General features: G+C 71.7%; 24 protein-coding genes and 1 pseudogene. 4 read left to right on the top strand and 21 right to left on the bottom strand.

Annotated features, from left to right (window positions below; all coding sequences use genetic code 11):
* Positions 1-6: 6 nt before the first annotated feature.
* From phnN to phnG, 8 genes are read right to left on the bottom strand one after another with little or no spacing between them, the layout of a single operon-like run.
* Positions 7-537 carry a phosphonate metabolism protein/1,5-bisphosphokinase (PRPP-forming) PhnN gene (phnN, locus tag AC3WSN_RS25910; RefSeq protein WP_492541897.1) on the bottom strand — a complete coding sequence of 177 codons (531 nt, stop codon included), beginning with the start codon at positions 535-537 and terminating at the stop codon, positions 7-9.
* Positions 537-1673, bottom strand: coding sequence for an alpha-D-ribose 1-methylphosphonate 5-triphosphate diphosphatase (locus AC3WSN_RS25905; RefSeq protein WP_492541895.1), 1137 nt, complete (start codon positions 1671-1673; stop codon positions 537-539). Before AC3WSN_RS25905 ends, phnN begins: the two co-directional genes overlap by 1 nt.
* Positions 1674-1682: 9 nt before the next feature.
* Positions 1683-2390: a phosphonate C-P lyase system protein PhnL gene (gene phnL, locus AC3WSN_RS25900; protein ID WP_192706081.1), complete on the bottom strand. Its 708-nt coding sequence runs from the start codon at positions 2388-2390 to the stop codon at positions 1683-1685.
* Entirely contained in the window at positions 2387-3160 is a 774-nt protein-coding gene (gene phnK, locus AC3WSN_RS25895) for a phosphonate C-P lyase system protein PhnK (protein ID WP_492541894.1), read from the bottom strand. Before phnK ends, phnL begins: the two co-directional genes overlap by 4 nt.
* A complete protein-coding gene (locus tag AC3WSN_RS25890; protein ID WP_492541892.1) occupies positions 3157-4026 on the bottom strand; it encodes an alpha-D-ribose 1-methylphosphonate 5-phosphate C-P-lyase PhnJ in 870 nt (289 codons plus the stop codon). The genes phnK and AC3WSN_RS25890 overlap by 4 nt, the downstream gene beginning before the upstream one ends.
* On the bottom strand, positions 4023-5129 hold the full coding sequence (locus tag AC3WSN_RS25885; protein WP_492541890.1) for a carbon-phosphorus lyase complex subunit: 1107 nt from the start codon (positions 5127-5129) through the stop codon (positions 4023-4025). The genes AC3WSN_RS25890 and AC3WSN_RS25885 overlap by 4 nt, the downstream gene beginning before the upstream one ends.
* 3 nt (positions 5130-5132) lie before the next feature.
* Complete coding sequence (phnH, locus tag AC3WSN_RS25880) at positions 5133-5720, bottom strand: phosphonate C-P lyase system protein PhnH (protein ID WP_492541888.1); 588 nt, start codon at positions 5718-5720, stop codon at positions 5133-5135.
* A 2-nt stretch (positions 5721-5722) separates the two neighbouring features.
* Positions 5723-6193, bottom strand: a complete 471-nt coding sequence (gene phnG / locus AC3WSN_RS25875; protein ID WP_492541886.1) for a phosphonate C-P lyase system protein PhnG — start codon at positions 6191-6193, stop codon at positions 5723-5725.
* A gap of 79 nt (positions 6194-6272) precedes the next feature.
* Here phnG and phnF point away from each other — a divergent pair, with 79 nt between their 5' ends.
* A complete protein-coding gene (phnF, locus tag AC3WSN_RS25870; RefSeq protein ID WP_492541885.1) occupies positions 6273-7016 on the top strand; it encodes a phosphonate metabolism transcriptional regulator PhnF in 744 nt (247 codons plus the stop codon).
* Between the two features lie 204 nt (positions 7017-7220).
* Here phnF and phnE (AC3WSN_RS25865) read toward each other — a convergent pair whose 3' ends face one another.
* The 7 genes from phnE (AC3WSN_RS25865) to AC3WSN_RS25835 form a co-directional block, all read right to left on the bottom strand.
* Complete coding sequence (phnE, locus tag AC3WSN_RS25865) at positions 7221-8090, bottom strand: phosphonate ABC transporter, permease protein PhnE (RefSeq protein WP_492541883.1); 870 nt, start codon at positions 8088-8090, stop codon at positions 7221-7223.
* Positions 8087-8968 carry a phosphonate ABC transporter, permease protein PhnE gene (phnE, locus tag AC3WSN_RS25860; protein WP_492541881.1) on the bottom strand — a complete coding sequence of 294 codons (882 nt, stop codon included), beginning with the start codon at positions 8966-8968 and terminating at the stop codon, positions 8087-8089. The genes phnE (AC3WSN_RS25865) and phnE (AC3WSN_RS25860) overlap by 4 nt, the downstream gene beginning before the upstream one ends.
* 16 nt (positions 8969-8984) lie before the next feature.
* Complete coding sequence (phnD, locus tag AC3WSN_RS25855) at positions 8985-9914, bottom strand: phosphonate ABC transporter substrate-binding protein (RefSeq protein ID WP_192706072.1); 930 nt, start codon at positions 9912-9914, stop codon at positions 8985-8987.
* 102 nt (positions 9915-10016) lie between these two features.
* Positions 10017-10865 (bottom strand): phosphonate ABC transporter ATP-binding protein, encoded by an 849-nt coding sequence (gene phnC / locus AC3WSN_RS25850; protein WP_492541879.1) that lies wholly within the window; start codon positions 10863-10865, stop codon positions 10017-10019.
* 93 nt (positions 10866-10958) lie between these two features.
* A complete protein-coding gene (locus AC3WSN_RS25845; protein WP_492541877.1) occupies positions 10959-11597 on the bottom strand; it encodes an LbetaH domain-containing protein in 639 nt (212 codons plus the stop codon).
* A complete protein-coding gene (locus AC3WSN_RS25840) occupies positions 11590-12276 on the bottom strand; it encodes a DUF1045 domain-containing protein (protein WP_492541875.1) in 687 nt (228 codons plus the stop codon). Before AC3WSN_RS25840 ends, AC3WSN_RS25845 begins: the two co-directional genes overlap by 8 nt.
* A gap of 28 nt (positions 12277-12304) precedes the next feature.
* Positions 12305-13453, bottom strand: coding sequence for a ceramide glucosyltransferase (locus AC3WSN_RS25835; RefSeq protein ID WP_492541873.1), 1149 nt, complete (start codon positions 13451-13453; stop codon positions 12305-12307).
* A gap of 308 nt (positions 13454-13761) precedes the next feature.
* Here AC3WSN_RS25835 and AC3WSN_RS25830 point away from each other — a divergent pair, with 308 nt between their 5' ends.
* Positions 13762-15390 (top strand): inorganic phosphate transporter, encoded by a 1629-nt coding sequence (locus AC3WSN_RS25830; protein WP_492541871.1) that lies wholly within the window; start codon positions 13762-13764, stop codon positions 15388-15390.
* A gap of 86 nt (positions 15391-15476) precedes the next feature.
* Here the strand turns inward: AC3WSN_RS25830 and AC3WSN_RS25825 are convergent, their stop codons facing one another.
* Positions 15477-15728 (bottom strand): hypothetical protein, encoded by a 252-nt coding sequence (locus AC3WSN_RS25825; protein WP_192706066.1) that lies wholly within the window; start codon positions 15726-15728, stop codon positions 15477-15479.
* 3 nt (positions 15729-15731) lie between these two features.
* Positions 15732-16139 (bottom strand): Ros/MucR family transcriptional regulator, encoded by a 408-nt coding sequence (locus AC3WSN_RS25820; protein ID WP_492541869.1) that lies wholly within the window; start codon positions 16137-16139, stop codon positions 15732-15734.
* Between the two features lie 250 nt (positions 16140-16389).
* Here AC3WSN_RS25820 and AC3WSN_RS25815 point away from each other — a divergent pair.
* Both AC3WSN_RS25815 and AC3WSN_RS25810 read left to right on the top strand, forming a co-directional pair.
* Positions 16390-17353 (top strand): annotated as a pseudogene (locus AC3WSN_RS25815) (helix-turn-helix domain-containing protein).
* Between the two features lie 98 nt (positions 17354-17451).
* Entirely contained in the window at positions 17452-18408 is a 957-nt protein-coding gene (locus tag AC3WSN_RS25810) for a helix-turn-helix domain-containing protein (protein WP_492541867.1), read from the top strand.
* 33 nt (positions 18409-18441) lie between these two features.
* Here the strand turns inward: AC3WSN_RS25810 and AC3WSN_RS25805 are convergent, their stop codons facing one another.
* The 4 genes from AC3WSN_RS25805 to AC3WSN_RS25790 form a co-directional block, all read right to left on the bottom strand.
* A complete protein-coding gene (locus AC3WSN_RS25805) occupies positions 18442-19767 on the bottom strand; it encodes an MFS transporter (RefSeq protein ID WP_492541865.1) in 1326 nt (441 codons plus the stop codon).
* Between the two features lie 282 nt (positions 19768-20049).
* Positions 20050-20985, bottom strand: coding sequence for a hydroxymethylglutaryl-CoA lyase (locus AC3WSN_RS25800; RefSeq protein ID WP_492541863.1), 936 nt, complete (start codon positions 20983-20985; stop codon positions 20050-20052).
* Entirely contained in the window at positions 20982-22175 is a 1194-nt protein-coding gene (locus tag AC3WSN_RS25795; protein ID WP_492541861.1) for a CaiB/BaiF CoA transferase family protein, read from the bottom strand. Before AC3WSN_RS25795 ends, AC3WSN_RS25800 begins: the two co-directional genes overlap by 4 nt.
* A gap of 291 nt (positions 22176-22466) precedes the next feature.
* On the bottom strand, positions 22467-23408 hold the full coding sequence (locus AC3WSN_RS25790; protein ID WP_492541859.1) for a LysR substrate-binding domain-containing protein: 942 nt from the start codon (positions 23406-23408) through the stop codon (positions 22467-22469).
* Between the last annotated feature and the right edge of the window lie 3 nt (positions 23409-23411).

Raw genomic sequence — 23411 nt, 5'->3', positions numbered from 1 at the left:
CGCCGCTCAACAGCCGCGCAGATGCGCCACCAACCGCGCGGCCCCCGCCTCCGGCGCCCCCGTGTTGAGGATCCGCACATCCGGCTCGACCTGCCCCGCCCGCGCCAGGCGCGCGGCGAGGTCGCCGTCCTCTGGACGGCCGCGGGCCGCGAGGCGTTGCGCCAGGATCTCGGGGGGCGCGGTGATCTCGACCACGCTCACAGGCCGGCCGGCCGCCCGGGCCTCGGCGACGATGCGGCGCGAGACGTTGCAGACCACCACGTGCCCGTCCGCCGCGAGCCGGCCCACCGCCTGCGGCAGGGCGTAGCCGAGGCCGTGGGCGCGCCAGCTCAGGGTGAACCGGCCCGCCGCGCAGCCCTCGGCAAAGGCGGCCTCGTCGATCTGGTCGTTATCCTCGTCCGCCGAGGGCGGCCGCGTTACGAGGCGGCGCGGGAAGACGTAGCGCGGATCGTCGGCCAGAGCCTCGCGGGCCAGCCGGATCAGCGTGTCCTTGCCGGCCCCGCTCGGGCCGACCACGAGGACGAGGCAGCCCGGCATCAGGCGACCCGCGCCCCGGCGCGCCAGACCGCGCGGACCACCGGCACGCCCTCGGCCCGCTGCACCCGCACGAGGTCGGCCCGCAGGCCGGCCTCCAGGGCGCCGCGGTCGGTCAGGCCGGTGGCCCGGGCCGGGTTCGCCGTCACGGTGGCGAGCGCCGCCGGCAGGGTGATGGCGGGGACCTGCTCGGGCAGCAGGAAGGCCGCCATCAGCAGGCTCGCCGGCACGTAATCCGACGACAGGATGTCGAGACGCCCGGCCTCGGCCAGGGCGGCGGCGGCGACGTTGCCCGAATGCGAGCCGCCGCGGATCAGGTTCGGCGCCCCCATCATCACGGTGATCCCGTGCCGGTGGGCGGACTCGGCCGCCTCCAGGGTGGTGGGGAACTCGGCGAGCCGCACCCCCTCGCCGACCGCGAGATCGACATCCGCCAGGGTGGTGTCGTCGTGGCTCGCCAGCGGGATCCCCATCTCGCGGGCGAACTGGACGAGCGCCGGGCGGTTCTTGGCGTTCAGCGCCCGGCCGTCGCGGATCTTGCGCTCGGTGTTGGCGCGGATCTCCTCCATGGGCCGGCCGCCGCGGGTGGCGTAGGTGTAGTACTTCTCCATGTCGCGGAATTGCCGCTGGCCCGGGGTGTGGTCCATCAGCGAGATCAGCCCCACGGGATAGCGGGCCGTGAAGGACGCCACCGTGTCGAGCACGTCGGTGGAGGGCAACTCGCAGCGCAGGTGCGTGAAGTGCTCGGCCCGGAACAGGTCGCCGGCCCGGGCGGTGGCGATGGCGCCCGCGAGCTGCTCCAGCTCGGAGCCGAGGCCGCTGCCGTCCGGATCGCTGCCGGCGCGCAGCGAATCGAACACCGTGGTGATGCCCGAGGCGGTGATCTGCGCGTCGTAGGCGAGCACCGCGCCGAGCGGGTGCCAGCGGACCTTGGGGCGCGGCGCGTAGTGGCTCTCCAGATGGTCGGTGTGCAGCTCGATCAGCCCGGGGATCAGGTAATCGCCGGCGCAATCGAAGCCGCGCGCGGGCGCCCGGCCCTCGCCGATCTCGGCGATCGCCCCGTCGGAGACGGCGAGCCAGCCGCGCTGCACCCGGTCGGGCAGGACCAGGGTGGCGTTCTCGAGGATCAGGTCGTCCATCTTTGTTCCTCAGGCTGCCCGGGCTTGCGGCGCGAAGCGGGTGACATCGACCACCCGGGTCGCCACAGCGTCGCGCATCTCGCTGTCGTGGAAGATGCCGAGCACGCCGGCCCCGGCCTGGAGCTTCTCGCAGACGAGGTCGGCGACCACCGCACGGTTCTGCGCGTCCAGGGAGGCGGTGGGCTCGTCGAGCAGCAGAAGCGGCCGGTCGGCGATCAGGCCCCGGGCGATGTTGACCCGCTGCTGCTCGCCGCCCGAGAAGGTCGCGGGCGGCAGGCCCCAGAGCCGCTCGGGCAGGTTCAGCCGGGCGAGCAGGTCCTTGGCGCGGGCCTGCGCCGTCTCGGCGTCGAGCCCGCCCTCGCGGCCCGCGGCCTCGACCACGTCGAGGGCCGAGACGCGCGGGATCACCCGCAGGAACTGCGACACGTAGGCGATCACCCGCGCCCGCAGCGCCAGCACCACCCGCGGGTCGGCCCGGACGACGTCGACCACGGCGTCGCCGTCGCGGACCCGGATGGCACCCGCGTCGCAGCGGTAATTGCCGTAGGCCATCTTGAGGAGCGAGGACTTGCCCGCCCCCGATGGGCCGCCGAGCACCACGCATTCGCCGGGCTCGACCGTGAAGCTGACGTCGCCCACCACCGGCAGCACGATGCCGCCGCGCAGGTGCAGGGTGAAGCTCTTGGCGACGTCCTCGAAGGTCAGAAGCGCGGTCATGCGGCGAGCACCGAGGAAACGAGGAGCTGGGTGTAGGCGTGCTCGGGATCGTCGAGCACCCGGTCGGTCAGGCCGGTCTCGATCACCCGGCCGGCCCGCATCACGGCGATCCGGTGCGAGAGCAGCCGCGCCACCGCGAGGTCGTGGGTCACGATGATCACCGCGAGCCCGAGCTCCGCCGAAAGCCGCCGGATCAGGTCGAGGAGCCGGGCCTGGACCGAGACGTCGAGGCCCGAGGTCGGCTCGTCCATCAGCACGAGGCGCGGCCCCGTGACGAGGTTGCGGGCGATCTGCAGCCGCTGGCGCATGCCGCCGGAGAACTGGCTCGGCGGGTCGTCCACGCGGCCGGCCTCGATCTCGACCCGGCCGAGCCAGTCCAGCGCCTGGCCGCGGATCCGGCCGTAATGGCGCTCGCCCATGCCCATCAGCCGCTCGCCGACATTGCCGCCGGCCGAGACCGCCATGCGCAGGCCCTGGCGCGCGTCCTGGCGGACGAAGCCCCAGTCGGTGCGCATCAGCCGGCGCAGCTCGGCGGGCCCGAGATCGGCGAGGCTGCGGGTCCGCCCGTCGCGCATCCGGTAGCGGACCTCGCCGGAATCGGGGGCCAGCTCGCCAGCGAGCAGCGACAGGAGCGTCGACTTGCCCGAGCCCGACTCGCCCACGATGGCGAGCACCTCGCCCTCGGTGACGTCGAGATCGATCCCCGCGCAGGCGAGGCGATTGCCGTAGGCCTTGGTCAGGCCGTGGGCGGAGAGGAGCGGCGCCCTCATCGGCCAGCCTCCGCCACGCGGGTCTCGCAGATGTCGGTGTCGGAGCAGATGAACATCCGGCCTCCGGAATCGTCGGTGACCACCTCGTCGAGGTAGTGGCCGCTTGCCCCGCACAGGGCGCAGGGTTGGGTGAATTCCTGCACGCGGAACGGGTGGTCCTCGAAATCGAGGCTGCGCACCCGCGTGTAGGGCGGCACCGCGTAGATCCGCCGCTCGCGGCCCGCGCCGAAGAGCTGGAGCGCCGGGCAATCGTCCATCTTCGGGTTGTCGAACTTCGGCGTCGGCGACGGGTCCATCACGTAGCGGCCGGCGACCTCCACCGGATACGCGTAGGTGGTGGCGATGTGGCCGTGCCGGCTGATGTCCTCGTAGAGCTTCACGTGCATGGCGCCGTACTCGGCGAGCGCGTGGAGCTGGCGCGACTCGGTCTCGCGCGGTTCGAGGAAGCGCAGGGGCTCGGGGATCGGCACCTGATAGACCAGGGTCTGGCCCTCGGCGAGCGGCGTCTCGGGGATGCGGTGGCGGGTCTGGATGATGGTCGCCTCGGTGGTGCGGGTGGTGGTCGCCACACCGGAGGTCCGGGCGAAGAAGCGGCGGATCGAGACCGCGTTGGTGGTGTCGTCGGCCCCCTGATCGATCACCTTGAGCACGTCCGATTGCCCGAGGATCGCGGCCGTGACCTGCACGCCCCCGGTGCCCCAGCCATAGGGCATCGGCATCTCGCGGGAGGCGAAGGGCACCTGATAGCCCGGCACCGCGATCGCCTTGAGGATGGCCCGGCGGATCATCCGCTTCGTGCCCTCGTCGAGATAGGCGAAGTTGTAGCCCGGTTCGCTCTCCGGGCGCTGCGCGATCGCGGCGCTCATTCGGCGGCCTCCTGCATCTCGACGGACTCGGATGTCTGCTCGAACTCGGCGCGCAGGCGCCGGACCAGCTCCAGCTCGGCTTGAAAGTCGACGTAGTGGGGCAGCTTCAGGTGCTCGACGAAGCCGGTCGCCTGGAGGCTGTCGCAATGGGCCAGGACGAATTCCTGGTCCTGCGCCGGGCTCGCCACTGGCTCGCCGAGCTCCTCGGCACGGAGCGCCCGGTCGACCAGGGCCATCGCCATGGCCTTGCGCTCGCTCTGCCCGAAGCTCAGCCCGTAGCCGCGGGTGAACTGGGGCGGGGCCGCGCGCGAACCCTTGAACTGGTTGACCATCTGGCACTCGGTGAGCCGCACCCGGCCGAGCGGCACCGCGAAGCCCAGCTCCTCGGGCACGAACTCCACCGCGACCTCGCCGACCCGGATCTCGCCCACGAACGGGTGGGTGCGGCCGTAGCCGCGCTGGGTCGAGTAGGCGAGGCTCAGGATGAAGCCCTCGTCGCCCCGCGCGAGCGCCTGAAGCCGCAGCGCCCGGTCGGCCGGGTAATCCACCGGCTCGCGGGTGAGGTCGCCCGCGGGCGCGCCGTCATCCGGCGGCGACGGCTCGATCAGGCCGTCCTGCGCCAGCAGGTCGGTGACCCGCGGGCAGGTGGCGGCATCGGCCCGCGGCTCGGCCTCGGCCGCGGGCTCGACGTCCGCCTCGGCGGCCAGGGCGAAGTCGATCAGCCGGTGCGTGTAGTCGAAGGTCGGCCCGAGCACTTGGCCGCCCGGAAGGTCCTTGAAGGTGGCGGAGATCCGGCGCTCCAGCGCCATCGCGCCGGTCTCCAGCGGCACGGAGGCGCCGAACCGGGGCAGCGTCGTCCGGTAGGCGCGGACCAGGAACACCGCCTCGACCACGTCGCCGCGGGCCTGCTTGAGGGCCAAAGCCGCGAGGTCGGGATCGTAGAGCGAGCCCTCGGTCATCACCCGGTCGACCAGCAGCGCCATCTGCGCGCGGATCTGCGCCACGGACAGTTCCGGGACGGACGGGTCGCCCCGGCGCGTCTCGGCGAGGAGCCGGTGGGCGTTGTCGATGGCGGCCTCGCCGCCCTTCACGGCCACGTACATGGCTCAAGCCTCCGTCACGACGGTGGAGCGCGGCAGGCCGGCGACCTGGCCCGGAGCGGTGAGGATCAGGTCGACGCCGAGGGGAAAGTCGGCGCGGTTCTCGGCGAGCTGGCCAACGAAGCCCGCCGGCAGGGGCGTCAGCGCCATGCGGGCGCTCCCCGCGATGCCGGGACCGGTCAGGTGCAGCCCCGCCCCCGACGTGATGGCGTCGAGGGCGAGAACCAGGGTGGTGGAGGTGTCGGGGTAGGCCGGCGTACCCGGCGCGAAGCAGCCGAGCGCCGGGCAGCGCGCGGGCTCGCGGACCAGCGCGAAGGCGGCTCGGGCCGGATCGTCGGTGAGCGGCGCTCCGGTGTGGAAGCGCAGATAGGCGGCGACCTCCGGCGCGTCGGCGAGGGCGGCGTCGAGCCAGACCGGCGTGTCGGCGTCGGTGAGCGCCAGCGCGACGGCGGCGAGTTCCGGCGTCAGCGGCGCGGGCGGCGTGAGGCCGGGGTCGAGCGGCCGGATCCGGCCGGGCCGGGCGAGCGCGTCCATCACGGCGCGGAACGCCGCCTGCGCATCGTGGACGGGATCGGCGAAGCCGGGTGCGAGCATGCTCAATCCTCTCCGCGGGCGAGGGTCAGGAAATCCACCCGGGTCGCGGCCGTGCGCCGGGCCGCCTGCGCGTGGGACGCCTCGACCCGCCGGGCGACAGGCTCCAGGGCCGCCTCGACCCGGGCGCGCCGGGCCGGGTTCTGCCAGAGGGCATCGAGGATCGCGGCGAGCCGCGCCTTCGTGCGGTCGCGACCGAGATGGTAGGCGAAGCCGGCCGGGCCGCCCGCGAGGCGGATCGCGGCCCGGGTTACGCTGACCTCGCCGAGATTGAACGGGCGCCCGTCGCCGCCGATCCGGCCGGTCGCCATCACCAGGCCGGTCTCCGGCGGCCGCAGATCGGCGCTGGCCGGGCTGTCGAGCGCCGACAGGGCTGCCTCCAGGTCGGCGCGGCTCGCCTCGGCGCAGAGCGCCATCACGGCGCGGCGCGCCGCGCCATCGCCGCCGCATTCCGGATTCCTCGGGTTCGTCGTCACCGCGACTCCCTCCTTCGCTCAGTTGTATAGGTGTATAGACAACTGGCGTGCTGGCCACAAATGAAGTTTGGATGACAGGATGGATGCGCAGGCGCAGGCACCCGGCCTTGTCCGGGGCGAGGGGCTGACGGCGTGGCGGCAGATCGCCGACGCCCTGACGGCCGAGATCGCGGCGGGCGGTTACGCACCGGGCCAGAAGCTGCCCCCGGAAGCCGTCCTGGCGACGCGGTTCGCGGTGAACCGGCACACGGTGCGGCGGGCGCTGGCCGCTCTGGCCGAGGGCGGCCTCGTCCGCGCCAGCCAGGGCCGAGGCACCTTCGTGGAGGAGGCGCCCCTCGCCTACCCGATCGGGCCGCGCACCCGCTTCTCCGAGATCGTCGCCGGGGCGGGCCGCGAGGCCTGGGGCGACCTGATCGGCTCGACCACGCGTCCGGCCGGGCCCGAGCAGGCGGCGGCGCTTGCCCTCGCCCCCGGCGCGCCCATTCTGGAACTGCTGACGGTCCACCGGGCCGACGACGCGCCACTCTCGACCGCGCTGACCTGGCTGCCGCTGCCGCGCTTCGCCGGCTTCGGCGAGGCCTATGCTGCGCGCGGGTCGATCACCCGGGCCTTCGCGGCCTGCGGCGTCCCCGACTACACCCGGCTCTCGACACGCGTCCGCGCCCGCCCGGCCGATGCCGAGGAGGCGCGGCGGCTCGATATCGCGCCGGGGCGGGTCGTCCTCGTGGTGTCGAGCGTGAACGTCGATCCCGCGGGCGTGCCGATCCAGGCGAACCGGACCCTGTTCGCCGCCGACCGGGTGGAGCTGGTGATCGGGGGGTGAGCAGACCTGGATGAGGCCCGGATGCGGCGGGTCCCGCTCACGCGCCGCGTCGTTCCGGGTCCGCGATGCGGAGCCCGGAACCCAGAACCGCCTGCGATGTGCAATCCTGCCGCGTCGGCGGGTCTGGATTGCCCGCCTCCGGCGTGCCTCTCCGGGTCCGGGCTCGCCTGCGGCGCCCCGGAATGACGTCATTCGGCCAGACTTTCAGCGCGCCGCCGGCCCGATGATCGCCCGGCGCAGGCGGGTCGAGACCCAGTCGATCGCCGCCACGGTGACGAGGATCATCAGCACCAGGAAGGCGACCTGCTGCAACTCCAGCACACGGATCAGCTCGGTGAGGTACTGGCCGATGCCGCCGGCGCCGACGATGCCGATGATCGTGGCCGAGCGGGTGTTCGACTCGAAGAAGTACAGCACCTGGCTCGCCAGCACCGGCAGCACCCCGGGGATCAGCCCGAAGCGGATGCGGTGGAGGGCCGAGCCGCCCGAGGCGACGACGCCCTCGCCGGCGCGGCGGTCGCAGGTTTCGATCGCCTCCGAGAACAGCTTGCCCAGCGCGCCCACGTCCGAGCAGGCGATGGCGAGCAGGCCGGCGAAAGGGCCGAGCCCGACGACGTTGATCCAGATCAGCGCCCAGATCAGCACGTCCACGGAGCGCAGGATGTCGAGGCCGCGCCGGACCGCGAACCGGGCGAATGGGTTCGGCACGACGTTCCGGGCGGCCAGGAACGCCACCGGGAAGGCCAGCACCGCCGCCGTGAGCGTGCCGAGGAACGCGATGCCCAGCGTCTCGCCGAGCGCGTGCAGGAAGGTCCAGAGATGGCCCTCCGGGGATGGCGGCAGCATCAGCACCGCGAAGGACCCGAGCCGCCCGAGCCCGTGGACGATCCGCTCGGCCGACATGTCGAGCCGCCAGCACGCCAGGGCGGTGAGACCCACCAGGACGCCGAGAACGCCAACGAGGCGCGCCCGCGCCGCCCGGTCGGCGCGGAACTGCGCCGGGTAGCGGGCGCGCAGCCGGGCGAGGTCGGCGCGGGCCGCCGCCCGCAGGGCTCCGGTGCGGGCCGCGCTCATCGGGCGGTCTCCGGGCCGATCAGCCGGTGGCGGACCCGCTCGGTGGCGAGGTCGATGCAGAACACGGTCAGAATGATCAGCACGAGGATCGCGCTCACGTCCGCGTAGTAGAAGTTGCGGATTGCGGCCAGGAACTCCTGGCCGATCCCCCCTGCCCCGACGAAGCCCAGCACGGCCGCCCCGCGCACGTTGATCTCGAAGCGCAGCAGCCCGTAGGAGGCGAAGTTCGACAGCACCTGCGGCAGCACCGCGAAGCGCACGGTCTCGACCCAGGAGGCGCCCGAGGCGGACAGGCCCTCGACGGGCCGCATGTCGATATTCTCGACCACCTCGGAGAACAGCTTGCCCAGCGCTCCCGTGGTGTGGATCGCGATGGCCAGCACGCCGACCATCGGTCCGAGGCCGAAGGCGATCACGAAGATCAGCGCGAACACCACGTCCGGGACGGTGCGGCAGACCTCTAGGAAGCGCTTGGCCAGGATCCGCAGCAGCCGCGACCGCACCAGGTTGGCGGCGGCGACGAAGCTGAGGGCGAAGCCCGCCAGCGCCCCCAGCAGCGTGCCGAGATAGGCCATCAGCAGGGTCTCGCCCAGCAGTGCGAGCCAGCCCGGCAGGCCCCAGTACCAGGCGCGCAGATCCTCGACCGGATGGTCGAGGCCGACCGGCGGCAGGATCTGCTGGATGTAGGCGGTGAATTTGCCGATGTTCCCGGCGAGGACCAGCGGCCGCACCTCGGCGGCATACCCAGCGAGGAGGGCCAGGGCCGCGACCGCCGCGAACCCGGCCAGCGTCCGGCGCCGCGCGGCACCGGTCGAGGCCGCGTAGAGGCCGGAGAGGGCGGCTTCCCGCTCCGGCGGCAGCTTCGTCAGGCCAGGCAAGGCCGTCGCCTCCGGATCAGGACTTCTTGCGCTGCTCGTCGTTGAACCGCAGCATATCGATGATCGGCTGGTAATCCTTGAGGGTCACCGGCTTGAGGCCCTGGTCCTTGCCGTCGGAGAGGCGGTCGAAGGCGGCCTTGTCGGCCTTCGGCAGGGCGACGAACGCGTCCCGGATCTTGGCCTTCAGGTCGTCCGGGAGGGTGGACAGCATGGCGTAGGGCCCTTCCGGCAGGAAGTCGGACTTGAACACCACCCGGAAGTCGGAGGTCTGCATCGGCGTGCCGTCGGGCTTCTTCAGCATGCCCTTGGTGATCATGCGGGTGACGATCGAGTCGGTCTCGGAATTCCACAGGTTGGCGGCGGCCTCGACCGTGCCCTGGGTCAGCGCCAGGACGGCGTTCTCGTGGCTGCCGGCGAAGACCGCCTTGCCGAAGAACTTGTCCACGTCGTAGCCGGCCCGCTTCAGGAAGAAGCGCGGCGCCTGGTTGCCGGAGGTGGAGTTCGGATCGACCAGGGCGAGGTTCTTGCCCTTCAGATCCTCGATGGTCTTGTACGGGCTGGAGGCCAGCGCGTAGATCACCGAGTAGTAGCCCGCGGCGCCGGTCTCGTGGATCGGGCTCACCACCGGCTCGACCTTCACGCCGGTCATCGCGGCGCGGGCGACGGAGGCCGGTCCGTAGAAGGCGAGCTGGATGTTGCCGGCGCGCTGGCCCTCGATCACCGCGGCGTAGTCGCTGGCGACCCGCAGCTTCACCGGCACGCCGACCGTCTTGGTCAGGTAGTCCGCCAGGGGCGCGTAGCGGTCGACGGTGCCGCTGGCATTCTCCATCGGAATCACCGCCAGGGTCAGCTCGGGATACTGCGCCTTCCAGTCCTGGGCGGCGGCCGGCAGGCCTAGAAGCGCGAGGGCCGTGGCGGCCGCGGCGAGGGTGCGTCGGGTGATCATCGTGTCGTCCTTCGTGTCGGCGTGTGTCGCGGGTTCGGCCGGGCGCGTGGCCGGCCGGGCGTTTCCCGATCCGTGGTTGGTGTTGGGGCCGGACGGCCCGGTTCAGGCGCCGAGGGCGGCCTCGCGCACGGGCCGCGCCGACACGAGGCCGGGCCGGCCCGGCATCGCCGCCCGCTGCTCGGCCTCGCGCCGCGCCGAATCATCGAGCACCTCGCCGGCCTCCAGGCCGTAGAGCCGGCGGGCGACATCCTCGGTGAGGTCGAACGGCCCGCCCTCGAACACCACCCGGCCGGCGCTGAGCCCGACGAGGCGGTCGCAATAGGCACGGGCGAGGTCGAGGGAGTGCAGGTTGCACAGGACGGTGATGCCGTAGCGGCGGTTCACCTCGGCCAGCGCGTCCATCACCAGGCGGGTGTTGCGCGGATCGAGGGAGGCGACCGGCTCGTCGGCGAGCAGGATCTCGGGCTCCTGCACCAGGGCGCGGGCGATGGCGACGCGCTGCTGCTGGCCGCCCGACAGGCCGTCCGCCCGCTGGCCGGCGAACTCGCCCATGTCGAAGCTCTCCAGGGCGGCGAGCGCCATCGCCCGGTCCTCCTCGGACCATTGGCGCAGCAGGGACCGGTAGCTCGGCACGTGGCTCAGCCGGCCCATCAGGACATTGGTCATCACGTCGAGGCGGCCGACGAGGTTGAACTGCTGGAAGATCATGGCGCAGCGGGTGCGCCAATCCCGCAGGGCGCGGCCCCGCAGCCGCGTGACGTCGCGCCCGTCATGGAGGATGCGCCCGGAACTCGGGTCGGCCAGCCGGTTGATGAGCCGCAGCAGCGTCGATTTGCCGGCGCCGGACCGGCCGATCACGCCGACGAAGCTGCCGGGCTCGATCTGCAGCGAGACACCGTCGACGGCGCGTCGGCCGACGTACTGGCGCGTAAGATCCTCGATGACCAGCATGCATCCATCCGCCGCGGAATGGCCGCACCTAAACGCCGGTTCCACGACGATTGGATGACGAATACGATCCAATGTTGTTTGCCGGCGCAACGTCTACTGTCGATTGCCGCTCTCGGCTTCGTACCGGTCGAGGAACGCTTCGATCGGAAGCCCGCGGAAATCCGGGAGCGCCCGGCGGAGGCGCTCGTGATCCCAGTCCCACCAGGCGAGGCGCTCCAGGCGCGCGGCGACGGCGTCCGGGAACCGGCGCCGGACCGGACGGGCGGGATTGCCGACCACGATCGTGTAGGGTTCGACGTCGTGCGTGACGATCGCGCCGGCCCCGACCACCGCGCCGGTGCCGATGGTGCGGCCGGGCAGGACCACCACGCCGTGGCCGATCCAGACATCGTGGCCGATCGACACCGGGCTCGCCCGGCGCCGGTCGAAGAAGGCCCGCTCGTCGGCCTCCTCGGGCCAGTAGGATTGCGCCCGGTAGGTGAAATGCGCCTGGGAGGCGCGCTCCATCGGGTGATTGCCGGGGTTGATCCGGACGCTGGCGGCGATCGAGCAGAACTTGCCGATCGTGGTGTAGATCACCTCGCCGTCCTGGCCGATGTAGGAATAGTCGTCGAGGCTTGTCTCGGTGAGACGGGTGCGGGCGCCGATCTCGGTGAAGCGGCCGAGGCGGCAATCCGCGACCCGGGCGCTCGGGTCGACCGCCGGCTCGAGGCCGAGGGAAAGGTCAGCCACGGGGTTCTCCGAAGGGCAGGCGTGCCAGGAGCCGGAACGGCCCGGCCCTGTCCTGGGTCAGGAGGCCGAGGGCGTCGATCACCAGGGGCTCGGGCCCGGAGGCGGCGTAGGCCTCCGACAGGTGCCGGTGCCAGGCGTCGCGTTCGGCCTCCGGCAGGGCGTCGGTCAGGGTCATGTGGAAGCGGAAGGCCTCGAACACGTACGGGTAGCCCCAGCGATCGAGCAGCGCCCGGCCGCGCGGGTCGAGGCGCTCCGGGCGGCGCTTCGCGCGCTCGGCCTCGGTGAGCGGCGCGCGGAACGGGTCGAGCGCCGCAACGCACTCGGCGGCGAGCAGCCCCAGGGCCGGCGGCGGGTCTTCCGGCACCAGGGCGAGGAACGCCCCGAGCGCGGCGACCACCAGAGGCCCGACCGCCACCGGCGGGTGCGCGGCCGCGAGGTCGCGGGCGGCGGCGATGAGCCCGGCCTCGGTGGCACCCGCCGCGAGGCGCAGGGGCGCCTTGAGGGTGGCGTGGAATCCGTAAATCCGGGCCCCCGTGGTGATGGCCGCAAGTTCGTTCAGGCCCGCCGGATGGGGAACCGGCGCCCCGGAGACGTTGTCGTAACCGAGCACGCCCCGTCCGAAGGCTTCGAGGCGTGAGCCCGGGGCGGGCAGGCAGTACAGGGCGTAGCGGCGCGACACGTCTCGGCCTCCGGATTGTCGGGCGCCGTCAGGCCGTCGGCGCGTAGCTGCGCGCCTCGGCGGCCCGCCGCGGGCGCACGTCCATGGCGTTGCCGCGCCACACGATGGCGCTCTGGACCCAGGCGCCGAGCCAGATTGCCGGGATCAGGGCGTCGCGCACCAGGAAGGCCGCCAGCATGCGGGGCGAACGGTGCCAGCCCGCGCGGAGCGCGAGCCGGTGCTCGGCGCCATAGCACAGGGCGGCGAGGCCGGCAGCGCCGGCAAGGCCCGCGAGGCTGCCGGCCCAGAGGGCGACGAGGAGCGCCGGCAGCAGGACGCCGCTGCCGATCTCGGGCGCGAAGAACAGCGGGAAGGTCACGCGGCGCAGGCGCGCCCAGCGGAGCTGCCGGGACCAGACCTCCCGGAAGCCGCGCGGGCCCAACGGCTGCTCGAACGGGCTCGCCACGAGGTGGACGCGCTTGCCGGCCGCGCGCACCAGCTTGGTGGCGGCCGCGTCCTCGGCGATTTCGGCGGCCAGCGCCTGAAGGCCGCCCCGCTGGTCCAGGAACGGCTTGTGCCAGAGCATGCTCTTGCCCTGCGCGAAGCCCAGCCCAAAGGCCTCGGCGGCGTATTGCCAGCGCGCCTGCAGGGTGTTGAGGAAGGCGCATTCCACCTCGGCCATGAAGCTGCCCGGGCGCGCCCCGGCGGGGGTGGAGCAGACCAGGCCGGTATCGGCGCGCCACGCCGCCTGGAGGCGCTGCAGGTAGTCCGGCGGCATGGCCACGTTGGAATCGGCCAGGACAACCCAGTCGTGGGCGGCGGCGTGCCAGCCGCGCAGGCAGTTGTTCAGCTTCGGGTTCTCGCTGATCCGCTCATCGCCGAGGATCAGGCGGGCGGGCACCTGCGGGTGGGCGGCGATCAGGCGCTCCACCATCGGCACGATCGGATCGCCCGGATCGGCCACGCAGAAGATCAGCTCGTAGGCCGGATAATCGAGGCGGAAGCTCCGGATCAGCATCTCCTCGCTGTAGGATTCCAGCCCGTGAAGCGGGCGGATCAGCGAGACGGGCGCGCCTGCCGGAAACCGCGACGGGCCGTGCACCTGCCCGAGGCGTCGCCCCGCGATGGCGATGCTGCCGATCTGGATGAGGGCCAGGAGCGCGCCGAACGACAGGGCCGGCACCGTGGCGTCAATCATGCGGATCTCTCGTTCGCTCGTGCGCGGCCCGGTCGCTAGCGGCCCGATCGCGTCAGGCGTGTGACAGCCGCCTGACGGCGAGGCGACTGTCGGAGCGGCCGGTCACCCGGCCCGGGCGCGTCGTTCATCGATCGGCGACCGGATCTTCGGCGGTGAAGACAGGCTAGGCGGAGACGCCCGCGTTGATCCTAAGGTCCCAGCTGATCGGATACGGTCTCCACGACCGGTCACGGGCGCTGTGTCACCGGGCCGTCACGCGCGCATTTTAATCCCGGCTCACCACCAAAAATGATTTCGCGCGAGGCTGCATGTCCGATTCCGCCGTGATACCGTCGGGCGCCGCGCGAGGCAGGCCCGAGGGCGGCCCGCGCCTCGATCACGGGATGCATCTGGGCGGCCTCGTCGCCTTCCTGCTCGTGCTGGTGGCGGGGCTCTCCTACGCCGTCGTGAGCCTGATCGCCGACATGAACGCGGTCGGCGAGGCGCCGCTGGCCTACGGCGCCTTCGCGCTGCTCGGGCTCGCGCTGCTGATCGCGCTCGGCTTCGAGTTCGTGAACGGCTTCCACGACACCGCCAACGCGGTCGCCACGGTGATCTACACGCACTCGCTGCCGCCGCTCGTGGCGGTGATCTGGTCGGGCTTCTTCAACTTCCTCGGGGTGATGCTCTCCTCCGGGGCGGTGGCCTACGCCATCGTCACCCTGCTTCCGGTGGAGCTGATCCTGAATGTCGGCTCCCATGCCGGCTACGCGATGATCTTCGCGCTGCTGCTGGCCGCGATCATCTGGAATCTGGGGACCTGGGCCTTCGGCCTGCCGAACTCCTCGTCCCACGCGCTGATCGGCTCGGTGCTCGGCGTCGGCCTCGCCAACCAGCTGATGAACGGCGGCGACGGCACCTCCGGGGTCGACTGGACTCAGGCGCTCAACGTGTTCAAGGCGCTGCTGTTCTCGCCCGTCTGCGGCTTCGTGCTGGCGGCCCTGCTGCTGCTCGCGCTCAAGTTCGCCGTGCGCCGCAAGGACCTCTACGAGGCGCCGAAGGGCGATACGCCCCCGCCCCTGTGGATCCGCGGCCTGCTGATCCTGACCTGCACGCTGGTCTCCTTCTTCCACGGCGGCAATGACGGGCAGAAGGGCATGGGCCTGATCATGCTGATCCTGATCGGCGCCGCCCCGACCGCCTACGCGCTGAACCGCACCATGGCGGACGACACGACTCCGGCCTTCGTGCAGAGCTCGACGGCGGCGAGCCAGGTCTTCTCCGCCCGCGCCCCCGGCGCACCGGCGCCGGACGCCGCCGCGGCGCGCCGGACGGTGACGGAGGCGTTGAAGACGAAGGCGCTCGACCAGCCGCCGGTCTATGCCGCGCTCGCGGCGCTCTCGAACGACATCGCCGCAAGCGTGAAGAGTTACGGGGCGATCCGGACCGTGCCGGCCGCCCAGACGCAGAACCTGCGCAGCGACATGTACCTCGCCGCCGACGCGGTGCGGCTGCTGCCGGGCACCGGGGCCGACCTCTCCGAGACCGACAAGGCGACGCTGAAACGCTATTCCAGCCTGCTCAACGACGGCACCCGCTACATCCCGGGCTGGGTGAAGGTCTGCGTCGCCCTCGCCCTCGGGCTTGGCACCATGGTCGGCTGGAAGCGCATCGTCGTGACGGTGGGCGAGAAGATCGGCAAGACCCATCTCACCTACGCCCAGGGCGCCTCGGCCGAGATCGTGGCCGCCGGCACGATCGGGCTGGCCGAGCTCTACGGCCTGCCGGTCTCGACCACACATATCCTGTCCTCGGGCGTGGCCGGCACGATGGCCGCCAACGGCTCCGGGCTCCAGACGTCGACGGTGCGCAACATGGCGCTGGCCTGGATCCTGACCCTGCCGGCGGCGATCACGCTCGCGGCGCTCTTGTTCTTCCTCCTGCGCCACCTGTTCTGACGCGTGGCTGGGCCGGTGACCGCAGCCGCCCCGCGCAACGGAACGAACAGTCTCCGACCCAGCCTCCTGAGGTGCCCCCCGACTCCTCAGGAACTCGACATGGCCCGCACGAAGGCCAGGCAGGTCCGGCGCGCGGCCGGGTTCTCGATTGCCACGAAGGCGGAGACGAGGTCGGCCGCCTGCGCGATCGCCGCGTCCGGACGGTCCTCGTCCGGGAAGAAGGTCGTGACCGGGACGCCGAGCGTCCGGGCAACGCGCTCCAGGGCGTCCCGAGACCGCGCCGTGTCCGGACGCGGTTCCGGCGACCGGTCCGGAGCCTGCGAAAGGCCGGACGCCATGGCTCAGCCGGCCTTCTGTCCGAGCTGGATCGCCCGGGCAATCTCCGACCGCCTGGCGGCGTAGCCCGGGGCGACCATCGGGTAATCGGCCGGCAGGCCGTACTTGGCCCGGTAGCGCTCGGGCGTCAGGCCGTTCGCCGTCAGGTGGCGCTTCATCGTCTTATACGAGCGGCCGTCGATGAAGCTGATCAGGCCGTCGCGCTGGATCGAGGCCTCGACCTGCCCGGGCGTCAGCCCGGCTGAGTTTGCGCCCGAGCCGCCGCCCCGGAGGACCGAGATCGCCGAATGAACTTGGTCGATGAGGCCGGGCAGGTCGGCCATTCCGACGGCATTGCGGGACACGTAGGCGGCGACGATGGTGCCGACCCTTTCCAGCATGAAGGAGGCGTGTGTTTCGTTCAGGTTGTTCATCTGCGTCATCGCTACTGTGGGCTGTATCGGCTGCTCTCTGGAAGGTCAGATCGTAAGCGTCTGCACCGCATGAGTTCTGGCGGATGGGTGAGGCCGCGCCGGGTCTGAATTCCGTATCACCTCAAGTTATCAAACCACGATTTCTTGAGGATGCAGATAATATACAATATGAAACGGGAGCATCTTGTCCGGGAGCGCGATGTTTTTTGCCCGATCGCGCGAACGGGGGGCCAGACAAGGTAAACGATTGATGCAGCCACTGTTTTCGATCGTGGGGCTCCATCCGAGGAACAGTTTTCAGCGCTGGCAAGAGATCTTGCTCGAGCGCCAGGTTCCCCTCAAGCAGACGCGCCTCGACCCCGGGTCGTTCGAGGGCCGGCTCGACGTCGCCGGGATCGGCCCGCTGCTGATGACGCGCATCACGCAAGGGCCGATGCGCAGCGAGATCACGCCCGCGATCATCCGGCGCTTCGAGAAGGGCGACACGCTCGTCGTGGTCTTCAAGCTCGCGGGTGTGTCGACCACGTCGCAGGACGACCGGTCCTGCCCACAACGGACGGGCGATCTTGTTCGTGCTCGATCACCGCCCGGCCGTGCTGACGTCCGGCGCGGGCAGCCAATCCATGTTCCTGGAGCTGCCGCGCGCGCGCCTGGAGAGGCTCCTGGGACCGGCCCGGCTCTACACGGCCCCGACGGTCGGGCGCGGCCTCGCCTCCACGATACTCACCACGACCTTCTTCCACGAATTGATCCGCATCCGCGACCAGCTCGGTCCGGAGGCCGTCGCGCGCATGACCGGAATCGGCGTGGGCCTGATCGTGGCCAGCATCGCCGAGCGGATGGCCCAGGAGGTCCCTCGGCCCGTCCAGGGCTCGGTCGTGGTCCAGCACGCCAAGGCCTATGTCGAGGTGCATCTCGGCGACCCCGCCCTCGACCCGCCGCAGCTCGCGGCCGCGGTTGGCGTGTCGCTGCGACGGCTGCAGGAACTGTTCCACGAGCGCGGCCGGCACGTCTCCGACTGGATCTGGGAACGCCGGCTGGCCGCCGCCGCCGAGCGGCTGACCGATTTGGCCTGTGCCCATCTGCCGATCGGCCTGCTGGCCTACGGCTGCGGTTTCGCCAGCCAGGCCCACTTCGCCCGCCGCTTCAAGGAGCGCCATGGAACGACGCCGCGGGACTACCGGCACGCAGCCCACCAGCCGAGCCCGGCCTGAGGCGTGCACGGCGCCGGGTCGGGCAGCGCCGGAGCGGCGCGAGCTGAGCCCGCGGCGGCGGACGGATCCGGACACACCACACGACGCGACGACGGGCGATGCAGACCTTCTTCTCGACAGACGGGATCCATCCCAGGAACGCCTTCCGCCGATGGCGGGAGGTGATGTGCGACCAGATGGTGCCGAACGAGATCCGGAGCCTCGACGCCGCACGGTTCCACGGCCGGATCGAGGCCGCCGCGTTCGGGTCGCTCCTGATCACGCGCAGCGTCCAAAGCTCGACGCGCACCGAGGTGACGCCGGAGGCGGTTCGGCGGAATGGCCGGGGCGACCGCCTCTACGCGGTCTTCACCCAATCCGGCCGCCATGCCCTCCAGCAGAACGAACGCGAGGCCATGGGCTTGGCCGGCGAGTTCGTCGTGCTCGATCATCGCCCGGGTGTGAGCGCGATCGAGACAGGCACCTTCCTGATCCTCGACCTGCCGCGCGAGCGTCTGGAGCGCGTGCTCGGTCCGTCCCGGCTGTTCACCGCCCTCACGATCGGAGCCGACCGCGCGTCCACGACCCTGACGAGCACCTATGTCCAGGAACTGATCCGGGTGGGCGACCAGCTCCCCCCTGACGGCAAGGCGCGGATGGCGTCGATCGGGATCGACCTGATCGTGGCCGGCCTCGCCGAGCGTCTGACCCAGGAGGTGCCACGCTCCATCCACGGCAACGCCACGGTCCAGCGCGCCAAGGCCTTCGTCGAGTCGAATCTCGGCGATCCGGCGCTCGACCCACCCCACCTCGCCGCCGCGATGGGCGTGTCGCTGCGACGGCTTCAGGAGCTGTTCCACGAACGCGGCCAGCACATCGCCGACTACATCTGGGAGCGCCGGCTCGCGGCGGCGGCCCAGCGCCTGGCCGACCCCGCCTGCGCCCATCTGTCGATCGGCCTGCTGGCCTACGGCTGCGGCTTCGCCAGCCAGGCCCACTTCGCCCGCCGCTTCAAGGAGCGCCATGGAACGACGCCGCGGGACTACCGGCACGCAGCCCTCGTGGGCGCCCCGTGATCCACCGACCCGGGACGCCCGACGCGTTCCGGGTCAGGCCGAGCGGTCGCTCCGGCGCAGGCTCGCCGGCAGGGCGAAGAGGGCGAGCCCGGCCGCGACGAGGCAGAGCACCCCGATGCCGTAGAGGGCCGGGGTCGTCGAGCCGGTGAGGTCCTTGACCCAGCCGACCATCACCGGGCTGACGATGCCGCCGAACTGGCCGAGCGTGTTGATCAGCGCGATCCCGCCCGCCGCGCCGACGCCGGTGACGAGCTTGGCCGGCAGAGTCCAGAAGGTCGGGATCGAGGCGACGATACCGGCGCCGAGCAGGGCCAGGGCGCACATCAGCGGCACGATGTGCTTGTCGAACAGGCCGGCGCCGAAGAAGCCGAGCGCCGCCGCGATGGCCAGCCCGGCGACGAATTTCGGCCGCTCGCCCGAGGCGTCGGACAGGCGCCCGATCACCACCATGCTGATCGCCCCGCAGATGTAGGGGATCGCCGTGAGGAAGCCCACCGAGGCCGCCTGCCCGCCGCTCGCGGTCTTGATCAGGTCCGGGCCCCAGAAATTCAGCCCGTAGGAGCCGATCTGCAGGAGGAAGTAGATCAGCCCGATCATCAGGAAGCCTGGCTGCCGGATCGCCCCGAGCAGCGAGTGGTCGCCGATCTCGCGGTTGTGGTGGGCGATGCGGCCGGACAGGAGCGCCTTCTCGGGCTCGGTGAGCCAGCGCGCGTCGGAGATCCGGTCGTCGAGGCGCGTCAGCACGAGCAGGCCGAGCACGAGGCAGGGCAGGCCGCCGGCCAGGAACAGCCACTGCCAGCCGGCGAGGCCGCCGACGCCGTTGAGCCCGCCCAGGATCAGGCCCGCTACCGGCGCGCCGAAGATGCCCGAGAAGGCCGAGGCGACGAACATGAACGAGGTGATCCGGCCGCGATGCGAGGCCGGGAACCAGATGGTCAGGTAGTAGAGGATGCCCGGCGCGAAGCCCGCCTCCATGGCGCCGATCAGGAAGCGCAGGGCGTAGAAGTGCCACTCGCTGCGGATGAAGATCATCAGCGCGGTGGCGATGCCCCAGGAGATCATGATCCGGGCGATCCAGCGCCGCGCCCCGACCCGGTAGAGGAACAGGTTCGAGGGCACCTCGAAGATCACGTAGCCGACGACGAACATGCTCGCGCCGAGCCCGTAGGCGACGTTGCTGAAGCCGAGATCGCTCTGGAGCTGGAACTTGGCGAAGCTGATGTTGATGCGGTCGAAGAACGCGAACATGTAGCAGATCATGATCAGCGGCATGAGCCGCCACGCGACCTTGCGGACGACGCCGTTCTCGGTCACCGCGCCGGCCTCGGCGGCCGGCGACCCGGACAGGGCTGCGGTCATGGTTTCCTCCGTTGTGTGTTTTTGGGGCGTGTGGTGCGCGGTGCCGCCTTCGGGCGGGCGGCTTGTCCGCGTGAACTCAGAGCCTGTTCGATTGGGCCTCTCCAGCCCGCGCCCTCATCCTGAGGTGCGGCGAAGCTGCCTCGAAGGAGCCCTCCAGACGGCTCTGCGATCCCTGGAGGCCTCCTTCGAGGCCTCCGCTACGCTCCGGCACCTCAGAATGAGGGCGCGAGGGGGATCTCCATCATGTCGCGCGGGCTCAAGGATGCAGGAGCTGACAGAGTCTCAAGCCGCCCTGGCGGGCGCCGGGTGGAGGTCGCAGGGCCGTCCAGCCTTGGCGACCTGCCCGGGCACGTCGTGGCCGACGAGGCGGGGCAGGTCCCGCGACAGGCCGATCAGCGCCGCGAGGTCGAGGCCCGTCGGCACGCCCATCTCGTGGGCCATGCTGACGAGGTCCTCGGTGCAGATGTTGCCGGTCGCGCCCGGCGCGAACGGGCAGCCGCCGAGGCCGCCGATCGCCGCGTCGAACCGCCGTGCGCCCGCATCGTAGGCCGCCAGCACGTTGGCGAGGCCGAGGCCGCGGGTGTTGTGGAAGTGGAGCGTCAGGCGCTCCGGTCCGACCAGCGGCAGGACCCGCGCGACGAGACGCGCGACCTGCCGGGGATTGGCCATGCCGGTGGTGTCGGCGAGCGTCACGCCGTCGATGCCGAGTGACAGGTAGCGCTCGACCTGGGCCAGGACCTTGTCGGCCGGCTGGTCGCCCTCGAACGGGCAGCCGAAGGCGGTGGCCACCGTGGCGTTGGTGCTCACCGGCGCGCCGCGGACCGAATCCATGATCCGGGCAAATCCGGCGATCGAGTCGGCCGGGCTCATGCCCATGTTGGCGCGGTTGTGGGTCTCGCTCACCGAGGCCACGAGGTTGATCTCGTCGACCTTGGCGGCCAGCGCCCGCTCGGCGCCCTTCGGGTTCGGCACCAGGGCGACGTAGACCGTGCCGGGCCGCCGCCGGATCCCGGCGAAGACCGCGGCCGCGTCGGCGAGCGCCGGCACCGCCTTCGGCGACACGAAGGACGAGACCTCGATCCGGCTGAAGCCGGCCTCCGCCAGGGCGTCGATCAGCCGGATTTTCTCCGCCGTCTCCACGAAGACGGGCTCGATCTGGAAGCCGTCGCGGGTGGCGACCTCCTGGACGATCAAGGCGTCGCTCGACAAGGCGCTCATGCCACGGCTCCCTTCGCGCGCAGGGCGGCGATGCGCGCATCGTCGAGTCCGAGTTCGGCGAGCACGGAATCCGTGTGGGCGCCGAGTGCCGGCCCCTGCCAGCGGACTTCACCGGGGGTCTCCGACAGCTTCGGCACGATGCCGGGCATCTTCACCGCGGTCCCGCCGGGGAGTTCCGCCTGCAGGATCATGTCGCGCGCCTGGTAGTGCGGATCGGCCACGATGTCGGCCACCGAGTAGATCCGGCCGGCCGGCACGTCGGCGGCGGCGAGGGCGGCGAGGGCCTCCTCGACCGTCTGGGTCTTCGACCAGTCGGCGATGGTGCCGTCGAGCATCGCCGATTGCTGCGAGCGGCCCTCGTTGTTGCGCAGCGCCGGGTCGTCCGCGAGGTCGGCCCGGCCGATCGCCGTCATCAGGCGGCGGAAGATCGGGTCGCTGTTGCCGGCGATGACCACGTAGCCGCCGTCGCGTGTCGGGTAGGTGTTCGACGGCGTGATGCCCGGCAGGGCGCCGCCGGTGCGGGTGCGGACCTCGCCCAGCAGGTCGTATTCGGGGACGAGGCTCTCCATGACGTTGAACACGCTCTCGACGAGCGAGACATCGATGACCTGACCGGCGCCCTGCCCGGTCTTCACCCGCAGCAGCGCCATCAGCGCGCCGATCACGCCGTGGAGTGAGGCCAGGGTGTCGCCGATGCTGACGCCGACGCGGGCGGGCGGCGAATCCGGGCTGCCGGTGGTGAAGCGGATGCCGCCCATCGACTCGCCGATGGCGCCGAAGCCCGGGCGGTCGCGGTAGGGGCCGGTCTGGCCGTAGCCGGAGATGCGGACCATCACGAGGTTGGGGTTGAGCGCCGAGAGCACGTCCCAGCCGAGCCCCAGCTTCTCCAGGCCGCCGGGGCGGAAGTTCTCGACCACCACGTCCGCGCTCGTGGCGAGCTGCTTGACGATGTCGAGGCCCTCCGGGGACTTCAGATTGACGGCGATCGACTTCTTGTTGCGTGACTGCAGGTACCACCAGAGCGAGGTGCCCTCGTGCATCTTGCGCCACTTCCGGAGCGGGTCACCCTCGCCCGGCGGCTCGACCTTGATGACCTCGGCGCCGAACTCGGCCATCAGCCGCGTCGCGAAGGGCGCGGCGATCAGCTGACCAAGCTCGAGAACGCGGATACCGCTGAGCGGACCGGACACGGCTTTCCTCCATCGTTTGTTGTCCCGGCCATACTGCCGTTGCCGCCGCGAAGTCCAAACGTCATGCGCCACCCTGCGTTCGCGCGTGGAGAACGCAGGGTCTGGGAGCACAGGGGCGACGCAGCTTCGGATTTCCGGACGCGGACCACGTCTGCGATGACAGATTCGTCATCCCGGGGCCGCGCGGCGGAGCCCGGGATCCAGAGCCGCCGAGGCGCCAAAATCATATAAACGCGGTGTGTCTGGGTTCCGGGCTCGCCTGCGGCGCCCCAGAACGACGGTGCGGGCGTTCTAGGCCGGATCTCGCCTCGCGCCGGCCGCGGCGGCGCGCAGATGCTCCAGCAAGAGCGTCGCCGCCGGCGTCAGGGGACCCGGGCGGACCACGAGTGAGAGCGTGCGCTGCGCCCAGGGATCCGTGAGCGGCACCGCCGCGAGGCGCATCGGCGGCCCGAGCAGGGCGTAGACATGCTCGGGCACGGTGCCGAGGCCCATGCCGACCTGCGCCATCCGGCAGATCGCGTCGAAGCTCGGCACGTGCATCCGCAGCCGCAGCGGACGGCCGAGGCGCCGGGCCTCGTCGCGCAGGGCGGCGTAGATCGAGCTCTCCGCGTGCAGCCCGACATGATCGTAGTCGAGGGTGTCGGCGAGAGCGACGCCGCCGCGCCCGCTCAGGGGATGGCCGGCCGGCATCACCAGGACGAGGCGGTCGCTCCGGTACGGATAGGCGGTGAGGCTGCGGGTGTCGGAGGTGTCGGCGCAGAGGCCCAGATCGGCGAGTCCCTCTTCGACACCGGCCACGACGCCGCCGCTCGGGCGCTCCTCCAGGTCGAGCCGGATCCCGGGCTGCGCCGCCAGGAAGGCCTGCAGATCCTCGGGCAGGAATTCCACGATCGCAGAGAGGTTGGCGAGCACGCGCACGAAGCCGCGGACCCCGCGGGCGTGCTCGGCGAGTTCCAGGGCGATCTGCTCGGCGCTCGCCAGCATGCGGCGGGTGTGATGCAGGAGGGTCTCGCCGGCGGGCGTGAGCCGCATGCCGCGCGGCTCGCGGGTCAGCAGAGTGCAGCCCAGCGCGTGCTCCAGCTCGGCGAGGCGCTTGCTCACCGCCGAAGGGGCGATCGCCGCCCGCCGGGCCGCGCCGTTCAGCGTCCCCTCCTGGCAGATCGCCGCGAACAGGCGCAGCGTCTTAAGGTCGAGGCGGCTCAGGGTCGCGGCCGCGGGCAGGTCTGCGGACATCTG

Source organism: Methylobacterium sp. FW102-HT35C08 (assembly GCF_058790235.1).
The sequence above is the reverse complement of the archived record's forward strand: the minus strand, read 5'-3'. Positions and strand labels throughout refer to the sequence as shown.

Bases quoted from the DNA above. Each gene is read 5' to 3' on its own strand.
- AC3WSN_RS25890 (WP_492541892.1), bottom strand. From the start codon at position 4,026: ATGAGCGCCGCGATCGCGCAGCGCCCGGAGAGCGAACCGGGCTACAAC.
- AC3WSN_RS25820 (WP_492541869.1), bottom strand. From the start codon at position 16,139: ATGAACAACCTGAACGAAACACACGCCTCCTTCATGCTGGAAAGGGTC.
- phnD (WP_192706072.1), bottom strand. From the start codon at position 9,914: ATGATCACCCGACGCACCCTCGCCGCGGCCGCCACGGCCCTCGCGCTT.
- AC3WSN_RS25835 (WP_492541873.1), bottom strand. From the start codon at position 13,453: ATGATTGACGCCACGGTGCCGGCCCTGTCGTTCGGCGCGCTCCTGGCC.
- phnC (WP_492541879.1), bottom strand. From the start codon at position 10,865: ATGCTGGTCATCGAGGATCTTACGCGCCAGTACGTCGGCCGACGCGCC.
- AC3WSN_RS25905 (WP_492541895.1), bottom strand. From the start codon at position 1,673: ATGGACGACCTGATCCTCGAGAACGCCACCCTGGTCCTGCCCGACCGG.
- AC3WSN_RS25800 (WP_492541863.1), bottom strand. From the start codon at position 20,985: ATGAGCGCCTTGTCGAGCGACGCCTTGATCGTCCAGGAGGTCGCCACC.
- AC3WSN_RS25885 (WP_492541890.1), bottom strand. From the start codon at position 5,129: ATGTACGTGGCCGTGAAGGGCGGCGAGGCCGCCATCGACAACGCCCAC.
- phnF (WP_492541885.1), top strand. From the start codon at position 6,273: ATGGATGCGCAGGCGCAGGCACCCGGCCTTGTCCGGGGCGAGGGGCTG.
- AC3WSN_RS25805 (WP_492541865.1), bottom strand. From the start codon at position 19,767: ATGACCGCAGCCCTGTCCGGGTCGCCGGCCGCCGAGGCCGGCGCGGTG.
- phnK (WP_492541894.1), bottom strand. From the start codon at position 3,160: ATGAGGGCGCCGCTCCTCTCCGCCCACGGCCTGACCAAGGCCTACGGC.
- AC3WSN_RS25790 (WP_492541859.1), bottom strand. From the start codon at position 23,408: ATGTCCGCAGACCTGCCCGCGGCCGCGACCCTGAGCCGCCTCGACCTT.
- phnL (WP_192706081.1), bottom strand. From the start codon at position 2,390: ATGACCGCGCTTCTGACCTTCGAGGACGTCGCCAAGAGCTTCACCCTG.
- AC3WSN_RS25825 (WP_192706066.1), bottom strand. From the start codon at position 15,728: ATGGCGTCCGGCCTTTCGCAGGCTCCGGACCGGTCGCCGGAACCGCGT.
- AC3WSN_RS25810 (WP_492541867.1), top strand. From the start codon at position 17,452: ATGCAGACCTTCTTCTCGACAGACGGGATCCATCCCAGGAACGCCTTC.
- phnN (WP_492541897.1), bottom strand. From the start codon at position 537: ATGCCGGGCTGCCTCGTCCTCGTGGTCGGCCCGAGCGGGGCCGGCAAG.
- AC3WSN_RS25830 (WP_492541871.1), top strand. From the start codon at position 13,762: ATGTCCGATTCCGCCGTGATACCGTCGGGCGCCGCGCGAGGCAGGCCC.
- phnH (WP_492541888.1), bottom strand. From the start codon at position 5,720: ATGCTCGCACCCGGCTTCGCCGATCCCGTCCACGATGCGCAGGCGGCG.
- phnE (WP_492541883.1), bottom strand. From the start codon at position 8,090: ATGAGCGCGGCCCGCACCGGAGCCCTGCGGGCGGCGGCCCGCGCCGAC.